Origin of the sequence: Polaromonas hydrogenivorans, from assembly GCF_040105105.1 — a bacterium.
In the GTDB taxonomy this organism is placed as follows: Bacteria; Pseudomonadota; Gammaproteobacteria; order Burkholderiales; family Burkholderiaceae_C; genus Polaromonas; species Polaromonas hydrogenivorans.
The window spans coordinates 534468-552818 of record NZ_CP157675.1; the positions used below are offsets into that span (position 1 = coordinate 534468).

The 18351-nt window shown below is 67.0% G+C and carries 13 protein-coding genes; 10 read left to right on the forward strand and 3 right to left on the reverse strand.

The features are described from left to right. Positions 1–15: 15 nt before the first annotated feature. The 9 genes from ABLV49_RS02670 (at position 16) to ABLV49_RS02710 (ending at position 12890) form a co-directional block, all read left to right on the forward strand. Positions 16–906, forward strand: a complete 891-nt coding sequence (locus ABLV49_RS02670) for a dienelactone hydrolase family protein (protein WP_349280072.1) — start codon at positions 16–18, stop codon at positions 904–906. An 86-nt stretch (positions 907–992) separates the two neighbouring features. Then, positions 993–1469: a c-type cytochrome gene (locus tag ABLV49_RS02675; RefSeq protein ID WP_349280073.1), complete on the forward strand. Its 477-nt coding sequence runs from the start codon at positions 993–995 to the stop codon at positions 1467–1469. A gap of 7 nt (positions 1470–1476) precedes the next feature. Continuing rightward, entirely contained in the window at positions 1477–2187 is a 711-nt protein-coding gene (locus ABLV49_RS02680; RefSeq protein ID WP_349280074.1) for a lectin, read from the forward strand. Between the two features lie 75 nt (positions 2188–2262). After that, the gene (locus tag ABLV49_RS02685; RefSeq protein ID WP_349280075.1) at positions 2263–5460 is read left to right on the forward strand and encodes an efflux RND transporter permease subunit; all 3198 of its coding nucleotides are present in this window, start codon (positions 2263–2265) and stop codon (positions 5458–5460) included. 23 nt (positions 5461–5483) lie between these two features. Continuing rightward, a complete protein-coding gene (locus ABLV49_RS02690) occupies positions 5484–6758 on the forward strand; it encodes an efflux RND transporter periplasmic adaptor subunit (RefSeq protein WP_349280076.1) in 1275 nt (424 codons plus the stop codon). Positions 6759–6802: 44 nt separating this feature from the next. Beyond that, on the forward strand, positions 6803–8293 hold the full coding sequence (locus ABLV49_RS02695; protein WP_349280077.1) for an efflux transporter outer membrane subunit: 1491 nt from the start codon (positions 6803–6805) through the stop codon (positions 8291–8293). A gap of 29 nt (positions 8294–8322) precedes the next feature. Further along, positions 8323–9777 carry an MBL fold metallo-hydrolase gene (locus ABLV49_RS02700; RefSeq protein WP_349280078.1) on the forward strand — a complete coding sequence of 485 codons (1455 nt, stop codon included), beginning with the start codon at positions 8323–8325 and terminating at the stop codon, positions 9775–9777. Between the two features lie 143 nt (positions 9778–9920). Then, positions 9921–11372: an arylsulfotransferase family protein gene (locus tag ABLV49_RS02705; protein WP_349280079.1), complete on the forward strand. Its 1452-nt coding sequence runs from the start codon at positions 9921–9923 to the stop codon at positions 11370–11372. A gap of 96 nt (positions 11373–11468) precedes the next feature. Next, positions 11469–12890: a sulfatase family protein gene (locus ABLV49_RS02710; protein WP_349280080.1), complete on the forward strand. Its 1422-nt coding sequence runs from the start codon at positions 11469–11471 to the stop codon at positions 12888–12890. A gap of 227 nt (positions 12891–13117) precedes the next feature. Here the strand turns inward: ABLV49_RS02710 and ABLV49_RS02715 are convergent, their stop codons facing one another. The 3 genes from ABLV49_RS02715 to ABLV49_RS02725 form a co-directional block, all read right to left on the reverse strand. Beyond that, entirely contained in the window at positions 13118–15298 is a 2181-nt protein-coding gene (locus tag ABLV49_RS02715) for a protein-disulfide reductase DsbD family protein (protein ID WP_349280081.1), read from the reverse strand. 373 nt (positions 15299–15671) lie between these two features. After that, positions 15672–16184: a CinA family protein gene (locus ABLV49_RS02720; RefSeq protein ID WP_349280082.1), complete on the reverse strand. Its 513-nt coding sequence runs from the start codon at positions 16182–16184 to the stop codon at positions 15672–15674. Beyond that, complete coding sequence (locus tag ABLV49_RS02725; protein ID WP_349280083.1) at positions 16181–16744, reverse strand: phosphatidylglycerophosphatase A family protein; 564 nt, start codon at positions 16742–16744, stop codon at positions 16181–16183. Before ABLV49_RS02725 ends, ABLV49_RS02720 begins: the two co-directional genes overlap by 4 nt. 251 nt (positions 16745–16995) lie before the next feature. Between ABLV49_RS02725 and ABLV49_RS02730 the strand changes: the two genes are divergently transcribed. Further along, positions 16996–18309 (forward strand): hypothetical protein, encoded by a 1314-nt coding sequence (locus ABLV49_RS02730; protein ID WP_349280084.1) that lies wholly within the window; start codon positions 16996–16998, stop codon positions 18307–18309. The last annotated feature ends 42 nt before the right edge of the window (positions 18310–18351 follow it).

Genomic DNA, 18351 nt, shown 5'->3' on the forward strand with positions numbered 1-18351 from the left:
AGGAGTTGAGCAAAGATGACACGCAAGACCGCCCATGATTTCGCCCCCGAGGTGCTCCAGCTGTTCGACCGCTATGTGCATGGTTTCCTGAGCCGCCGGGGATTTCTGCAGTCAGCGGCCAAATACACCGTCGGAGCGATTGGCGCCGAAGCCGTGCTGGCCGAGTTGAGCCCGAATTTCGCCAGCGCCCAGCAGGTGCCGGGGAATGACCCGCGCATCCAGGCGCGCTATGTCGAGATTCCCTCGCCGCAGGGTTACGGCACCGTGCGCGGCTACCTGGTGCAGCCCGCCGCGCCCAAGGGCAAGCTGCCCACCGTGCTGGTGGTGCATGAAAACCGCGGGCTCAATCCGCACATCGAGGACATCGCCCGCCGTCTGGCGCTGGACGATTTCATCGCCTTTGCCCCGGATGCGCTGTATCCGCTGGGCGGCTACCCCGGCGACGAGGACAAAGCCCGCGAACTGTTTCCCAAGCTTGACCAGGGCAAGACGCGCGCCGATTTTCTGGCTGCCGCAGCCTATCTGAAAGCCTTGCCGCAGGGCAACGCCAAAGTCGGTGCGGTGGGTTTTTGCTATGGCGGCGGCATGGCCAACTTTCTCGCCACGCAGTTGCCCGACCTCGGCGCGGCCGTGCCGTTCTATGGCAACCAGCCGTCCGACGAGGAAGCCGCCCGCATCAAGGCGCCACTCCTGATTCATTACGCCGGGAACGACGAGCGCATCAATGCCAACTGGCCGCGCTACGAAGCGGCGCTGAAAAAATCCCAGGTGCGCCACCAGGCCTTCATCTATCCCGGCGCCCAGCATGGTTTCAACAACGACACCACGCCGCGCTACGACCAGGCTGCCGCCCGGCTGGCCTGGCAGCGCACGGTGGATTTCTTCAACCAGCAACTGCGCGCTTGAGCGCCTCGATTCAAAACTCCATCCCCGCCTGCCTGGCATTGACGCCGGGCCTCTCCAACCCCCGAAGACAAAATGAAGGAAAACAGATGAACAAACCTCTCAAACTCATCGCATCAGCCGTGCTGTCGATAGGCGCCCTGGCCGCGACGGCCACGGCCATGGCCCAGCAGGCGCCCAAGCCCGAGCAGCTGATCAAGTGGCGCCAGTCGGCTTACCAGGTGCTGGCCTGGAACGCCGGCCGCATCAAGGCCAATGTGGACGGCCAGTACAACAAGGACGACGTGATCAAGGCCGCCAACACGATTGCGGCCATCGCCAATTCCGGCCTGGGCGCGCTCTACGCCCCCGGCACCGAAACCGGCAAAGGCTGGAGGGAAACCAACGTCAAGCCCGAGCTGTTCACCGACCCGAAGGCGGGCGAGATTGCCGGCCACTTCAACAAGGAAGCCAATGAACTGGCCCGCGTGGCGCTGCTGGGCGACCTGACGGTGGTGAAGGCACAGTTGGCAAAAGTGCAGGGCACCTGCAAGTCCTGCCACGACGACTTCCGCAAGAAGGATTGAGGAGGCCATGAGCCAATCACACCGTATCGCCGCCAGCGCCCTGCTGGCCGGCCTGCTCTTGCTGGCGGGCCTGGCCCAGGCCCAGACGCCCGCGCCGGCTGGTGCGGCCCCGGCCGGTCCCTTCACCTTTTTCGTCACCAGCAAGGGCGCTGGCAACGGCGCCGACCTTGGCGGCCTGGCCGGCGCCGACGCCCACTGCCAGAAGCTCGCCGCTGACGCGGGTGCCGGTGACAAGGCCTGGCGCGCCTACCTGAGCACCCAGCTCGAGTCCGGCAAACCGGCGGTCAATGCGCGCGAGCGCATTGGCACCGGCCCCTGGTACAACGTCAAGGGCGCCCTGGTGGCGCGCAGCGTGAGCCACCTGCACAGCGACACCGTCGAGGAGGGCCGCATCGGCAATGCGCTGAACTGGTCCACCGCCCTCACCGAAAAAGGCGAGCCGGTCAAGCGCTCCGGCGACACGCCCAACGAGCACGACATCCTGACCGGCTCCCAGCCGGACGGCCGCGCTTTTGCCAATGACAGCGCCGACCACACCTGCAAAAACTACACCAGCAGCGCGGCCGACGGCGCGGTGCAGCTCGGCCACTTTGACCGCACCGGCCGCGTGCCGACCGCGCTGTCCTGGAACTCGGCGCACCCGAGCCGGGGCTGCGGCCAGGCCAACCTGATCAGCACCGGCGGCGCCGGGCTGCTCTATTGCTTCGCTGCCAAGTAAGCGATGCCCAACGGGCAAGGCGCTCCGCCTTGCCCGCCTTTTTTTGACTGATTGCCTGTCCGGACTGTTTTTCGCATGTGGATTGTTCAAGTTGCCCTGCGGCGCCCCTATACCTTCATCGTGGCGGCGTTGCTCATCCTGCTGGCGACGCCTTTTGTGCTGCGCAAGACGCCCGTCGATGTGTTCCCGGAAATCAACATCCCGGTGGTGGCCATCCTGATGAGCTACAACGGCCTGAGCGCCGAGGAGATGACCAACCGCATCATCACGCCGATTGAGCGCAACCTGGCCAACTCGGTCAGCGACATGGAGCACACCGAGTCCCAGACGCTGGGCGGCGTGGGCATCATCAAGGTGTTCTTCCAGCCGCAGGTGGATCAGGCCTCGGCCATTGCCCAGGTGGTGGCCAGCACCCAGGCTTCGCTGCGCTCGCTGCCGGCCGGCACGCAGCCGCCCACCATCATCAAGTACAGTGCCACCGATCTGCCCATCCTGCAGCTCGGTTTCAGCAGCCCGGCGCGCAGCGTGCAGGAGTTGAACGAACAGGCCTTCAACGTGCTGCGCACCAAGCTGATCACGATTCCGGGCACGGCGGTGACTGCGCCTTATGGCGGGCGCTTCCGCCAGATTTCCATCGACATCAACGGCCCGGCGCTGGCCTCGCGCGGCCTGAGCGCCATCGACGTGGTCAACGCGCTGCAGGTGCAAAACCTGATGCTTCCCTCGGGCACGGCCAAGATTGGCGGGCAGGAAATCGCCATCGCCCTCAATGGCTCGCCGGCCAGCATCGCCGAGCTGGGCGACATCCCGATCACGACGGTCAACGGCGCCACCGTCTATGTGCGCGACGTGGCGCAGGTGCGCGACGGCGCCCAGGCGCAGACCAACATCGTGCGCCGCGACGGCGAGCGCGGCCTGTTGATGACGGTGCTGAAAAACGGCGGCGCCTCGACGCTGGACATCATCGACAGCATCAAGGCCGAGCTGCCCAAGGCGCTGCTGGCGCTGCCCGAAGACATCACGGTCACGCCGCTGGCGGACCAGTCGGTGTTCGTTTCGGCCGCCATCAAATCCGTGGTGCATGAGGCTTTGATTGCGGCCGCGCTGACGGCCGCGCTCTTGCTGCTGTTTCTGGGCAACTGGCGCAGCACGGCCATCATCGCCATCTCGATTCCGCTGTCCATCCTGTGCTCGCTGATCACGCTGCACCTGATCGGCCAGAGCATCAACATCATGACGCTGGGCGGTCTGGCGCTGGCGGTGGGCATTCTGGTGGACGACGCCACGGTGGAGATCGAGAACGTCGAACGCCATCTGCACCTGGGCAAGACGCCGCACCAGGCGATTCTGGACGGCGCAGCCGAAATCGCCACCCCGGCGCTGGTGGCCACCGCCTGCATCTGCATCGCCTTCGTGCCGCTGTTTTTCCTGCCCGGCGTGGCGGGCAAGCTGTTCATGCCGCTGGCCCAGGCCGTGGTGTTTGCGATGGCTGCTTCCTATATTTTGTCGCGCACGCTGGTGCCGACGCTGGTGATGTATTTGATGCGCCACCAGGTGCGCCATGGAACCCAGGCGCAACACCAGCCCGGACGGCTGCGGCGCATCCACCTGGCTTTCGATGCCTGGTTCGAGCATTTTCGCCATGGCTACGCCGTGGTGCTGGCGGCCCTGCTGCAGCGCAAGGCGCTGTTTGGCAGCGGTTTTATGGCTTTTGCGCTGCTTTCGTGCGGCCTGTACGCGGCGCTGGGCCGGGATTTTTTCCCCACGGTGGATGCCGGCCAGATTCGCCTGCATGTGCGCGCCCCGGCGGGCACCAGCCTGGACGAGATGCCGCCTTTCGTGGACAAAATTGAACGGCGCATCCGCGAGGTGGTGGGCGCGGGCGAAGTGGCCAGCATCGTCGATATCGTCGGCGGCCCGTACACGCCCTACAACACGGTCTATAACAACAACGGCACCATCGACAGCAGCGACGTGGAAATCATGGTGGCCTTGACGCCGGACCACCAGCCCACGCAAGGCCATATCCGCGCGCTGCGCGAGACGCTGGCGCGCGATTTTCCAGGCAACGAGTTCTATTTCCAGAGCGCCGACATGGTCAGCCAGACGCTGAACTTTGGCCTGAGCGCGCCCATCGACATCCAGATTCAGGGCACTAAAACGGCTGAAAATCTGGCGGTGGCCGCCACGCTGCTGAACCAGATCCGCCAGGTGCCCGGCGCGGTCGATACGGTGCTGTACCAGCGTTTCAACCGCCGGGCGCTACAGCTGGACATGGACCGCTCGCGCCTGGCGCAAACCGGCCTGGTGGCACGCGATGTGGCGCAGAACGTGATGGTCTCGCTGAGTTCGAGCTTTCAGACTTCGCCGACTTACTGGATGAATCCGGCCAACGGCAGCGTCTATAACGTCGCGGTGCAGGCGCCGCCCTACGACATCGACAGCCTGGGCGCCATGCTCGCCATCCCGGTCAATGCACCGGGCAGCAATGGCCAGCCGCGTGAACCGCAGTTGCTGGGCAATGTGGTGTCGATCAAATCGGCCAGCCAGCAGGCCAATGTGTCGCACTACAACATCGCGCCGGTCATCGACCTCTACGCCAGCGTCGATGGCCGGGATCTGGCCAGCACCTACGCCGACATCGAAAAACTGATTGTCAAAGCAAGAGAAAAGCTGCCACGCGGCTCCGAAATCACTGTGCGCGGCCAGATCGAGACGCTGCGCACCGCGTTTTCCTCGCTGATCTGGGGCTTGGCGCTGGCCATCGTGCTGGTGTATTTGCTGCTGGTGGTGAATTTCCAGTCCTGGCTGGATGCGCTCATCATCGTCTCGGGCCTGCCCGCCGCGCTGGCCGGCATTGCCTGGATGCTTTACCTGACCGGCACGCCGCTGTCGGTGCCAGCCCTGACCGGCGCCATCATGACCGTCGGTGTGGCCACGGCCAACAGCATCCTGGTGGTGTCGTTTGCCCGCCAGCGCCTGACCGATGGCGTTCCCGCGCTCAGCGCCGCGCTGGAAGCCGGCTCGACCCGGCTGCGCCCGGTGCTGATGACGGCGCTGGCCATGATTATCGGCATGGTGCCCATGGCCATTGGCCTGGGCGAAGGCGGCGAGCAGAACGCCCCGCTGGGCCGCGCCGTGATTGGCGGCCTGCTGTTTGCCACCCTTTCAACGCTGGTGTTGGTGCCGCTGGTCTTTGCCGGCGTGCATCGCCGCCTGTCTGCCCGCGTGCGTCTGCCCGGCGCCACCCCTGTCGAGCCGGTCCCGGCCTGATCTACCGAACCGAGTTCCTTTTTATGAGTTCTTCCCCTTCCCTGAATCATGAGCCCATCCATCCTGAAGCGGGCCGCCCGCTGCGCCGGGCGCGCTGGATCGGGCTGAGCGTGCTGGCGCTGCTGCTGGGCGGCGCCGGCGTGCGCACCTATGTCAACGCGGCCCACGCCAAATCCGTGGAGGACCGCACCGGGCGCAGCGCCCTCAGATCGGTGCTGACCACCCAGGCCCGGCCGGGGCAGGGCCTGCGCACGGTGGCCCTGCCGGCCACGCTGCGTGGGCGCAACGAAGCGGCGCTCTATGCGCGCACCAACGGCTATGTCCGGGCCTGGACCAGGGACATCGGCGACAAGGTCAGCAAGGGCGATGTGCTGGCCCTGATCGACACGCCCGAGGTGGACCAGGATCTGGCCCAGGCGCAGGCCACGCAGGAGCAGATCAAGGCCAGACTGGCCCTGGCCCAGTCGTCCCTGGCGCGCTGGGAAGGGCTGCGCCAGCGCGACGCGGTGTCGCAGCAGGAACTCGATGAGCGGCGCGCCGCCCAGCAGCAGGCGCTGGCCGATCTGGCCGCCTCGCAGGCCAATGTGCGGCGCCTGCGGCAGATGCACGACTTCGGCCGCATTACCGCGCCTTTTGACGGGGTGGTGATCAAGCGCAATGTCGAGGTAGGCGCGCTGGTGGCCGCCGGCAGCGCCGCCAATACCAAGGAGCTGTTCTACCTGGCGCAGACCGACGTCCTGCGCCTGACGGTGGCGATTCCGCAGGTCTATGCGGCCGATGTGGCGGTGGGCAAGGAGGTCAGCATCAAGCTGCTGGAGCGCCCGAACGCCCCAGGCAAGGGCCAGATCACCAGGGTTTCGGGCGGGGTGGACGTGGCCACGCGCTCGGTTCAGGTGGAGGTCAGCATGGACAACCAGAGGGGCGACTTTCTGCCCGGCGCCTATGTGGAAGTGGCCCTGCCGCTGAGCGGCGCGGCGAAGACCTTGCTGCTCTCGCCCAGCACTCTGCAGTTCCGCCAGGACGGCGCGCAGGTAGCCGTGGTGGGCGAGGGCGGCAAGGTCAGCCTGCGCCAGGTCAAGCTGGGCCGGGACCTGGGGCGCTCGGTGGAGGTGATTGCGGGCATTTCGTCCAAGGACGCCGTCATCCTGAACCCGCCCGACACGATGGAAGAGGGCGAGCGCGTGCTGGCCCAGAAAGCGCCCGAGGACAAGCCGGCGCCGAAACCGGCAGGCGGCGCCTCGCGCCCTGCCGAGGCCAAGGCTGATGGTGACAAGGACGCCAAGGGTGGCAAGGCATGAGACACCAGCAAGTGCAAGCGAAAGTGGGAGGAGAAGTGGGGGAAGTGGGGAGAGGACACCGCGGGCGCCAGCGCCGTCAAGGCCGCTGGCGCCTGCGTCTGTCTTTGGCGGGTTTGACAAGCCTGGCGGCACTGGCTCTGGCGGCCTGCGGCAGCGTCGTGCCGCCGCCGGTGGCGCTGGGCGAGGCGCCGCCCGCATGGCAGACGCCCGCCGATCTGGCGTCAGCGCAGGGCGCCGCGCCCTGGCGATTGGCCCAGCCGGGCGATGGCCTCGACAAGGGCGCGTGGTGGCGCCTGTTCAATGACCCCGGCCTGGACGCCCTGCAGCAGCAAGCCCGCCAGGCCAGCCCGAGCCTGCAGGTGGCCGCCGCCCGTCTGCGCCAGGCCCATACCCTGGTGGACATCGCCGGGGCGGCCAGCCTGCCCCGCGTCGATGCCGGCCTGCGCGGCACGCGCACCGGCACCTCCGGCAACCGGCCCGCAGCCACGGCGGGCACCCAGGCCAGCGCGTCCGTGCAGAACGATTTCGTGCTCAGCGCCGCCGTCAGCTACGAGCTGGACCTGTTCGGGCGCCAGCGCCAGGAGCAGCAGGCCGCGCTGGCTTTCGAGCAGCAGGCGCAAGCGGACCAGCTGAACGCGCAACTGGTGCTCAGCGCCGATCTGGCGGCGTTTTATTTCACGCTGCGCTCGCTCGATGCCGAAATCGCGGTGGTGGAGCAGGGCCTGCAAGTCCAGAGCCGCGCCGCTGATTTACTCGCAGCGCGCCACGAGGGCGGCGCCGCCTCCGGCCTGGACCGGGCGCAGCAGCAGGCCCAGCTCGACGCCACGCGCACGCAGCTAACTTTATTGCGCAAACAGCGCGGGCAGCTGGAACATGCGCTGGCCACGCTGGTCGGTACGCCGGCCAGTCAGTTCACGCTGCCGGTGGCTGCTTTACCCGCAGGCGTTCCCGGCCTGCCGGTGGCCCTGCCGTCCGAGGTGCTGCAGCGCCGGCCCGACATCGCCGCGGCCGAGCGCGCCGTGGCCGTGGCCAATGCCCAACTCGGCCTGGCCAAAGCAGCCTGGTTTCCCAGCCTGAGCCTGAGCGCCTCGGGCGGCTGGGAAGCGAAAAGCATCGCCAGCCTGATCGACGCGCCCAGCCTGCTGTGGGCGCTGGGCGGCAGCCTGACGCAGGCCGTGTTCGACGGCGGGCGCCTGCGCGCCAGAGAGGAGCAGGCTGGAGCCGGCCAGGAACTGGCCGCAGCCAGCTACCGCCAGGTGGTGCTGCGCGCGCTGCAGGAGGTGGAGGACGGCCTGCTGGCGCTCAACGCCCTGGCCAGCGCCCAGGCCCAGTCCCAGGCCGCCAGCGCCAGCGCCCAGCGGGTGCTGGACATCGCGCAGGACCGCTACGCCGGGGGCCTCTCGACCTACCTGGACGTGGTCACCGCCCAGCAGAACGTGCTGACCAATCAGCGCCTGTCCAGCCAGCTGCGCGGCCAGCAGCTGCAGGCCACGGCCTACCTGGTCAAGGCGCTGGGGGGCGGCTGGCAGCTTTGAGTCATTTTGTAAACCGGAGGAGACATCCCATGCATCACTTCATCCAGCGCGTCGGCCTGTCCATGGCCCTGTCCACCCTGGCCCTGGCGGCGCAGGGCGCTTCGCTGCAGTCCGCAGCAGAATCGCTCGGGGCCACGCGCATCCAGTCCATCGAGTTCTCGGGAGGCGGCAAATGGTTCCAGTTCGGACAGGCACCGGCCCCCGAACTGCCCTGGCCCCGGTTCGACGTCAGCCGCTACACGGCCAGCATCCACTACGACAGCGCCAGCGCCCGGGTGCAGCTCAGCCGCCTGCAGACCCTGGAGCCGGACCGGGTGCGGCCCGCGCCCATCGAGCAGAACCTGGACCAGTACGTCAGTGGCGCCCGCGCCTGGAACCAGGCCGTGGCCCCGGCGGCCACCACCGTGACCCCGCAGCCGGCGGCCGCCGAAGAGCGCGCCGCCGAAATCTGGGCCACGCCGCAAGGCTTCCTGAAAGCCGCGCTGGCCAACCAGGCCCAGTCCCGCCCGCTCAAGGACGGCGGCGTGGAGGTGTCTTTCAAGCTGGGGGGCAAATACCGCTATGTGGGCCTGATCAACGCGCGCGACGAGGTTGAAGAGGTGCGCACCTGGATCGACAACCCGGTGCTCGGCGACACCCTGGTGGAAACCACCTTCAGCCACTACGAGGAGCGGGGCGGCGTGCGCTTTCCGGCCCACATCGTGCGCACCCAGGGCGGCCACCGGGTGCTGGACCTGGCTGTTTCAGAGGTCAAGGTCAACCGCACCGCGCCCCTCCTTGCGCCAGAAGCCGCCGCCAGCGCGCCAGCAGTCACCGTCACGGTCAACAAACTGGCCGACGGCGTGTTCTACCTGAGCGGCGGCAGCCACCACAGCGTGGCCATCGAGCAGCGCGACCATGTGGTGCTGGTGGAGGCGCCGCTGGACGAGGCGCGCTCGCAGGCCGTGATCAAGCAGGTCAAGGCCACCATTCCCGGCAAGCCGATCAAATATTTGATCAACACCCATGCCCACTTCGACCATTCGGGCGGCCTTCGCAGCTATGTGGCCGAAGGCGCCACCATCGTCACGCACCAGGACAACATCGCCTACTACCGCGCCGCCTGGGCCGGCGCGCACACGCTCAATCCGGACCGCCTGGCCAAATCGCACAAGCCGGCCCGTTTTGCCGGCTTCACCGACAAACACGTGCTGACCGATGGCCAGCGCCGCATCGAGGTGCACACCCTGGCGGGCAACACCCACAACGACGCTTTTGCCCTGGTTTACCTGCCGGCCGAGAAAATCCTGATCGAAGGCGACGCCTACACCCCGCTGGCAGCAGGCGCCAAGCCGCCGGCCCAGCCCAATCCCTATTCGGTCAACCTGCTGGACAACGTCAAGAAACTCAAGCTCGATGTGGCCAGGATCGCCCCGCTGCACGGCCAGCTGGCCACGCTGGCGGATCTGCGCGCGGCTGTCGGGCAGGACGTTGCCGGCAAATAACGGTGTCGAAACCGCCGGGGAGGATGCTCTCTGGCGGCCCCTGCAAGCGATTCAGGCGGCGGGCTTTTCTCTCTCGCCTTCATGAGTTTTTTCAACCCGGTCTGCAGCGCAGGCCGCCCAATGACGCCTCGGGGTGGCGTGTGATGACCCGGTTTTTATCCTCCAAAGTATCCCGCCTGCCGCGCCGCCTCGCAAAAGGCAGAGCCTGCGTTCTGGCCGGTCTGCTGGCCCTGTGCGCAGCATCAGCCTCGGCCGCGCCCAGCGTTTACCCCACCGGTGTCACGCGCCACGACCCGGCCAGGGCCGACAACAGCAGCTATGTGCTCTTCACCGGCCAGGACAAGCGCACCCACCTGATCGACCTCAACGGCAACGAAGTCCGCCAGTGGCCCTACGAAGGCTTCCCGCCGGTGCTGCTGGACCCGGCCGTGACCGGCGGCAAGCTGGGCCATGTGCTGGTGCAGCTGTCGCGCCAGCTGGACGGCCCGGCAGCTGCCAATGCCCTGGCGCCGCAATCCCTGGGCGAAGTGGACTGGAACGGCCAGGTGGTGTGGCGCTGGAGTGGCGCACAGGCCCAGCAAGCCTATGGCAGTCCGGACGGCGCCGCCGCAGCCGGCCCGGCGGTGCGCCAGCACAACGACTGGCGCCGCCTGCCCAATGGCAACACGGCGGTGCTGGTCAGCTACGCCCACCCGGTTGCAGGCTTCGCGGCGGACAAGGTCATCGACGACGCCATCTACGAGGTTTCACCCCAGGGCGAGGTGGTCTGGCGCTGGGTGGCCTCCGAGCACCTGGAGGAGTTCGGTTTCAGCGACGCCTCCCTGAAACTGATACGCGGCACGCTGGCGCGAAACAACAAGTCAGCGCCCTTCGACTACCTGCATCTCAATAATCTGTCAGTCCTCGGGAGCAACCGCTGGTTCGACGCCGGCGATGCGCGCTTTCATCCAGACAACCTGCTGATCGGCTCGCGTACCGCCAACTTCATGGCCATCATCGAGCGCAAGACGGGCCGCGTCGTCTGGCATCTAGGCCCCGACTTTGCGCCGTCTGCGCCAGCGGGTGCCAAGCTGCCGCGCCCCGTGGACCAGCTCATTGGCCAGCATGACGGACACATCATTGCCAAGGGCCTGCCGGGCGCTGGCCATCTGCTGGTCTTTGACAACCAGGGCGAGGCCGGCTACCCCATCGTCAGCCCAGGGCTGCAGCCGCGCTCGCGCATCCTGGAAATCGATCCGGTCAAGAAGGAAATCGTCTGGCAATACACCGGCGCCGACTCGGGCGCGCCGGCCTGGAGCTTTTACAGCTCCTTCATCAGCAGCGCGCGCCGCCTGCCCAACGGCAACACCCTGATCGACGAAGGCACGAGCGGGCGGCTGTTCCAGGTTACGCCCGGCGGCGAGATTGTCTGGGAATACATCAGCCCGTATTTCGGCGAGGTCAGAAATGGCGGCGAAGGCAAAACCGTCCTGAGCAACTGGATTTACCGTGCGCAGCCCGTCCCTCATGGCTGGGTGCCCACCGGCGCGCCTCTGGTCGGGCAGGCGGTCAAAGCCATCGATGTCAGGACTTTTCGCCTGCCGGCGCAACCGTAAATCCTCGTCCCCGCGCCCGAGCGCCGCGCGGCAGGCGAGCCAGCCCGGCGGTGGTGCGCTTTTTCGTGCAACCCGGATCACCTTTTCAGGCAACCCATGACCCCATTCAATCAACAACGACGCCATGTTCTGGGCGGTCTGTCCGCGCTGTCGCTGGTCTCCTACGCCGGGCTGTCCGGCACCACCGCGCAGGCCCAGACCAGCGAAAAACCGAACATCCTCTTCATCCTGGCCGATGACCTGGGCTATGGCGACCTGGGCGTTTATGGCCAGACGGATTTCCAGACGCCGCAGCTCGACCAGCTGGCCAGCCAGGGCCTGCGCCTGACTCAGGCCTATTCCAATTCGGCCGTCTGTTCGGCCACGCGCTTTGGCCTGATCACCGGGCGCTACCAGTACCGCCTGCGCGGCGGGCTGGAAGAACCCATTGCCGGCGCCTCCGACACCATCGGCCTGCCTCCGACGCACCCCACGCTGCCCTCGCTGCTGAAAAAAGCGGGCTATGCCACCGCGCTCATCGGCAAATGGCACCTGGGCTCGCTGCCCACCTTCGGCCCCCTCAAGAGCGGCTATGACACCTTCTTCGGCAACTACGGCGGCGCCATCGACTACTTCACCCACAAGCCCGGCGTCGGCGCCAACGTGCGTGAAGACCTGTACGAAGGCGAGGTGCCGGTGCACAAGGTGGGCTACTACACCGACCTGCTGGCCGATCGCGCCGTGGACTACATCGGCCGCCAGAGCAGCGCCCAGCCGTTTTTCCTGTCGCTGCATTTCACCGCGCCCCACTGGCCGTGGGAAGGGCCGGGGGACGAGGCTGTCTCGCGCGAGATCGGCAACATCTTTCACTACGACGGCGGCAACCTCGCCACCTACGCAAAAATGGTGACCACGCTGGACAGCGCCATCGGGCGCGTGCTCAAGACCCTGCAGGAGCGCGGCCTGGCCGACAACACCATCGTCGTCTTCACCAGCGACAACGGCGGCGAGCGCTTTTCAAAAACCTGCCCCTTCAGCGGCCAGAAAACCGAGCTGCTCGAAGGCGGCATCCGCGTGCCCGCCCTCGTGCGCTGGCCCGCCAGGATCAAGCCCGGCCAGACCAATTCCCAGGTGGCCGTCAGCATGGACTGGCTCCCGACCCTGCTGGCCGCCGCCGGCACCGCGCCCGACCCGGCCTATGCGCCCGATGGCGTCAACCTGCTGCCGGTGCTGCTGGGCGCGAGCACGCCGGGCCCCCGCACCCTGTTCTGGCGCTACAAGGCCAACACCCAGCGCGCCGTGCGCTCGGGCGACTGGAAATACCTCAAGGTCAGCAGCAACGAATTCCTGTTCAACGTCGTGCAGGACCAGCGCGAGCGCGCTAACCTGGCCCTGAAGCACCCCGAAGTGTTCGCGGCGCTGAAACAGCAATGGGCCGCTTGGGACGCAACCATGCTGCCGATCACGAAAGAGGTGAGGACGCACGCGGTGGGCGGGAAGGTCCAGGCGGATCGGTATTCGGCAGAGGCGCTGGATTAGTTGGGCCGCAGGCTGGCGGCGAAGCTGGCTGGACTGGCTCCCGACCCGGCCATGCGCCTGCCATCGCCGCTAGGATCTGGCAAAGAATAACTTCCCGTCCGTCATTCCCGCGAAGGCGGGAATCCAGCAACACGGGCTGAAACGCTCAAACGAGTCTGGATACCCGCCTTCGCGGGTATGACGCAGGGAAGTTATTGCTGACCGCATCCTAGCCCTGCAGAATCCGCTCAGGGCGTGCCGGCCACTGACACGGCCGTGGGGGACTGCAAGGCATTAAGCACCAGCTGCGGTGTCAGAATTTGCGGCAGCACCACCGGGTCGGCGCCAGCATTTGCAGGGTAGTACACATACAGCGGCACGCCACTGCGCCCGAACTCCCCCAGCTTGCGCGTGATCTGCTCATCCTGATTGGTCCAGTCGCCTTTGAGGTAGTGGATGCCGGCGCGCTCAAACGCCTGCAGCACGCTGGAGTCGCTGAGCGCGACCCGCTCGTTGACCAGGCAGGTGATGCACCAGGCCGCCGTCAGGTTCAAAAAGACTGGCTGACCCTGGCTGCGCAGGCTTTGCAGCCGCTCCGCGCTGTAGGGCTCTGCGCCGTGCGACGGTTTGCTCGTCGCCTGCTGCTGGGCCTGCGGCGCGGGCTGCGCCCCCAGGCTGGCCTGCCCCCCCAGCAAGGCCGCCGTCACCGCCAGCAGGGCCAGGCCGGCGCCGCTGCGCTGGATGGCCGTGCGGGCATGGCCCCGCGTGGCGTCAAAAACCCAGGCCGCGAACGCGATGGCCAGCATGCCGCCCAGCGCGGCGGCCACCGCCGGAGAGCCTGCCTGCTGGGCCAAGACCCAGGCCAGCCAGACGGCGGCGGCATACATCGGAAACGCCAGGCCCTGCTTGACGCGCTCCATCCAGCGTCCGGGGCGGGGCAGGCGGTGCTGCAGCGCGGGCCAGTGCGTCAGCAGCAGGTAGGGCAGCGCCAGACCCAGTCCCAGGGTGAGGAAAACGGCCAGCAAAATGGCCGCCGGCTGCGTCAGCGCATAGCCTATCGCGGCGCCCATGAAGGGGGCGGTGCAGGGGCTGGCGACCACGGCGGCCAGCACGCCGGTAAAAAAACTGCCGCTGTAGCCCACCCGCGAGGCCAGCGAGGAGCCCCATCCCGCCACCGAGGCCCCCACCGAAAACACGCCGGACAGGCTCAGGCCCACCGCGAACATCAGGTAAGCGGCCACCAGCACAAAACCGGGCGACTGGTACTGAAAGCCCCAGCCGATCTGCGCGCCGCCTTGCCTGAGCACGATCAGCAGCCCGCCCAGCAGCGCAAAGCTGGCCAGCACGCCCAGGGTGTAGGCCAGTCCATGCCGGCGTGTTTCGCGCGCCGGGCGCTCGGCGTGCTGCAGCAGCGACAGGGCTTTGATCGACAACACCGGAAACACGCAGGGCATGAGGTTCAGCACGATGCCGCCGAGCAGCGCGAGCAGCAGCACCGAGGCCAGGGTCGTGATGGATGATGACGCCGATGCGGGGGCTTCGACAGCGGTGGCTGGCTGGCTGGCGAGCGGCGAGGCCGCACTGTTGACCGTATAGCCACGGGCCGCACTGGCGGGCTGGGCGGGGTCGTTGACCACCAGCACGCCGGTTAATGCGGCCTGTGCCGAGGGCGGCTCGTCGCCGTGGGGCAGTTGCAGCAATACCTCGTTATCGACCACCTTGACCGTTTGCGGCAGCTCATTCGACAGTTGATGGCGCTGGGCCGGGAAGAAGGCGAGGGTGTCGAGCGCGCCTCTGGACAGGCCGGGGTTCACCAGGCTCAGGGTCACATGATCGCTGGCGTACTGCAGCTTGACGGGCCAGGGGCTGGCCACCGGCAGGCGGGTGCGGGCCGCGTCGATCAGCGGGCTGCCCGCGCCGCTGGGCTGGCCGGCGCTAAGCACCGGCAGGTTCAAGCGCAGCTCGACTTTCTGCGGGATGCAGCTCTCGCGGCACACCAGCCAGTTGACCTGAGCCTGAACCGGGAACTGCTGGCCCGCCTGCAATTCCTTGGGTACGTCGATCTCGGTCAGCAGGGTGACATCTCCGGCATAACCAAAGTTGGTGATGGAGCCGAGCTGAAAGCGCTGTGGAGTCGGCCATTGAATCTTGCCCGCCGCACTCCCTGGTGGCAATGTCCAGTCGATTTTGGTGGCCAGGCCGGTGTCGCCGGGATTGATCCAGTAGGTGTGCCATTCGGGCGCGATTTGCTGATGAACTCCCAGCACCAGGCGATCTCCCGCATGCACGGCGTCCACGGAGGCGACGAGCCGGGCCCGCACCTGCTGCGTGGCGGCTTCGTCCGGCGCGGCCTGCGCGCATGCCGCAGCCAGCCCCAGTCCCAACCCGATCCCCAGCAGCGCCAAGCGCGCTTCAGTGTTCCTGTTCACAGTGTTCCTTGTTGTTTGACCTGGATCGGCGCGCTCGCTTCGTCGCCACGGCGCCGTCCAGGGGGCATGCAAGCGCATATCGTGCCAAGTGGATGCGGCCGCAGCCCAGCGCAGGCGCGCACCGGCCTGCGCCAGCGCAAGCAGGGGGTTTTGAAGGGGCGAACGTGGCGCAACCGCCAGCGCTTGCGAAGCGCATGGGATGCACGGCGCGGGCCAGCCGGTGTTGGGGATGCAGCAGGCGCGGGAGCCAAGCTGCTGGGTCATGTGCAGCTGCCCGGTCGCCGTCTGCCAGCCCGACTGTCCAAGGCCTGGCCTGGCCTGGCCTGGCCTGGCCTGGCCTGGCCACGCCGCCATCGACGCCAGGGCATTGACGCTAGGCCAGAAACTCCAGCAACCGCCCGAGCGCATGGCCCACCGTGGCCAGTCGCACGCTGGCGCGGTCGCCGTCGAAATGCCGCAGCTCGCTGACGATGCCCGCCGGCGTCGCCCAGCCGAACCACACCGTGCCGACCGGCTTGTCCGCGCTGCCGCCGGATGGACCCGCCACGCCGGTGACGGCCACCGCTGCCTGCGCGTGCGAATGGGCCAGCGCGCCTTGCGCCATGGCGCGCGCCACTTCCTCGCTGACCGCGCCATGCCGGGCTATCAATCCGGCGGCGACGCCCAGCATTTCGGTCTTGGCTTCATTCGAGTAGGTCACAAAGCCGCGTTCAAACCAGTTGCTGGAGCCGGCCAGGTCGGTGCAGGCCGCAGCGATCATCCCGCCGGTGCAGCTTTCGGCCGTCGCCATGAACCAGCCTTTTTCTTGCAAAATAGCAGCCAAAATGGCTATTTGCACAGGCGAGGTAAGCACAGGCAGCTCTGGTTTTGATAGCAAATCGGTCATGCGAAGAATCTCCAGATGGCAATCACCAGCAGCGTGCAGCCGGCGGCCACCAGGTCATCGAACATGATGCCAAAGCCAGCGATGCTCCAGGCATGCCGGCCGGTGGCCGGATCAACCCCGTGCGAGAGCCGGTCGGCCCAGCCGACCGGGCCGGGCTTGGCGGCATCGAAGTAGCGAAACAGGGCGAACGCGATGGCCTGCCCCGGCAGGCCGGCCGGCATGACCAGCCACAGCACCGCCCAGAAGGCAACGATTTCATCCCAGACAATGCTGCCCGGATCAAGCACCCGCATGTTGCGCGCGGTGACGGTGCAGACCCACCAGCCCACGGGAATCGACACAGCAATCAGCCAGCCGATGCCGGCAGGCGACAGCCAGCGCTGCAGCAGCATGAACGACAGCCAGGCCCACAGCGTGCCGGCGGTTCCAGGCGCGAAGGGGCTCAGGCCCGAGCCAAAGCCCAGGGCGACGAAATGCGCCGGATGCGCCAGCATGAATTTGGCCGTCGGCCGGACGGGGCCGGCGGCTGCGTGGGCAAGAGGAAGTTCGTGGTCAAGCATGAGCGGATTATCACGAAGACGCACTGGCTGGTGCATGGGCAACGGAGCGCCATGTCCGCCAGCCCCTGCGGGCACCGCCTGGCCCGGGTAAACGGGAGGGGCGGTATTCTTTGTCAGGCTGGTGTGCCAATCAGTTTGTTACAGTCAAGGCGGTTGGCTGGAGATGACGCTTGATGCCCCTGGCAATGACCGCTGCTTCCCGCTCTTTTTGGCCAGGTACGCACCACTTTCCCTGTCAAGGCTTGTTCACCATGAAACCACGCGTCATCGGCTTGCCCATCCTGGCTGCATCGCCCACGCCGCCCACGCAGGCGGACGCGGCCAGCCCTCCTGCGGCGGCCTTGCCCTCTTTCCTTCCTCCGGCCGAAACGGCAGCGCAAGGCGGGCTGGCGGCCCATCCCGCCACCGCCGCCGACGCCTGGAACGGCCGGGTGCAATTGCCCCAGGGCATGCACGAAAGCATCCTGACCAGCGAGCAGTCTCGCGGCATCGTCGGCCAGGTCAACGGCCTGAGCATCCATGACCTGTCCCTGCTGCAGATCGCCGGCCTCGGCTCGGAAGTCGAGATGGCGCTGCATAAATCGCTGGGCGCGTTTCTGGACCGCATCGACAAGGGCGATTCGCCACAGATATTTCGCCTGGTGAGCGAACTCAACACCGCCATCAAGGCCGAAGACCTGGACGGCCTGGCCGACAAAATCCTCAACGGGACGCCGGGTTTTTTCGACAAGCTGCTTGGCATGATGAGCGCCAAAAAGCTCGCCGCCGCGCGCGACGCCATGTTCGAGGATCTGCGCCTGCTGGTGGCCGGCAAGACCCGCAAGCTCGGCAGCGTGCTCGACAAGATGGAAAAAGACATCGAGGTCGAGAAAGCCAAGGCGCTGGACGAGGCGCGCAGCCTTGAGCGCCTGAAGGACAACTACCGCGCGCGCTTTGGCGAATTCGTGCAGGCCACGGCCTTCCTGACCACCTTGCTGGCCAAGGCGCGCCAGGAGCTGGCCGGGGTGCAGACTGCGCAGGCTGGTAGCGGCCAGTCCGGCGCGATGACGCTGCAAGAGGCGCAGGACAAGGTGCAGGCGCTGGAAAGCCGCGCGCTGGCAGTCGAAGGCGTGCTGACCAAGCTGCCCGCCGAGCAACTGGTGATCCGCCAGATCCAGACCGCCACCATCCAGACGGTGCAGGAAGTCACGACGACGACGGCCGGGCGCTTTGCCAGTATCAAGATGACCCTGCTGACGCTGCACGGCGCCATGACGGTGCAGAACCTGCAGCGCACGGCCCAGCAAGGCGCGGACCTTGACAGCAACCTGTCCCGGGTGCGCGAGCGCATGGTCACGGGCGTCGTCACGGCTGCGGCCAACGCCCCCGGCGACAACCGCCTGCAGCAGGCCAGCCAGTTGCGCGAGGTGGTGAAAAACACCCGGGAGCTGCAAGCCCTGGTTGAAAAATCCCGCATCGACAACAAGGCCAAGTTCGACGAAGCCCGGGCTATCCTGGTCCAGGCGCGCGCCGATCTGTCCGAACTGGGCGCCGTGATCCGCCCCGACAAGACCATGAACTTCTGAGCTTTATTTTTCTCTGTTCGTCAACGCGTCAACCTTTGAAAA

Bases quoted from the DNA above. Each gene is read 5' to 3' on its own strand.
- ABLV49_RS02670 (WP_349280072.1), top strand. From the start codon at position 16: ATGACACGCAAGACCGCCCATGATTTCGCCCCCGAGGTGCTCCAGCTG.
- ABLV49_RS02685 (WP_349280075.1), top strand. From the start codon at position 2,263: ATGTGGATTGTTCAAGTTGCCCTGCGGCGCCCCTATACCTTCATCGTG.
- ABLV49_RS02710 (WP_349280080.1), top strand. From the start codon at position 11,469: ATGACCCCATTCAATCAACAACGACGCCATGTTCTGGGCGGTCTGTCC.
- ABLV49_RS02675 (WP_349280073.1), top strand. From the start codon at position 993: ATGAACAAACCTCTCAAACTCATCGCATCAGCCGTGCTGTCGATAGGC.
- ABLV49_RS02680 (WP_349280074.1), top strand. From the start codon at position 1,477: ATGAGCCAATCACACCGTATCGCCGCCAGCGCCCTGCTGGCCGGCCTG.
- ABLV49_RS02700 (WP_349280078.1), top strand. From the start codon at position 8,323: ATGCATCACTTCATCCAGCGCGTCGGCCTGTCCATGGCCCTGTCCACC.
- ABLV49_RS02690 (WP_349280076.1), top strand. From the start codon at position 5,484: ATGAGTTCTTCCCCTTCCCTGAATCATGAGCCCATCCATCCTGAAGCG.
- ABLV49_RS02705 (WP_349280079.1), top strand. From the start codon at position 9,921: ATGACCCGGTTTTTATCCTCCAAAGTATCCCGCCTGCCGCGCCGCCTC.
- ABLV49_RS02725 (WP_349280083.1), bottom strand. From the start codon at position 16,744: ATGCTTGACCACGAACTTCCTCTTGCCCACGCAGCCGCCGGCCCCGTC.
- ABLV49_RS02730 (WP_349280084.1), top strand. From the start codon at position 16,996: ATGAAACCACGCGTCATCGGCTTGCCCATCCTGGCTGCATCGCCCACG.
- ABLV49_RS02720 (WP_349280082.1), bottom strand. From the start codon at position 16,184: ATGACCGATTTGCTATCAAAACCAGAGCTGCCTGTGCTTACCTCGCCT.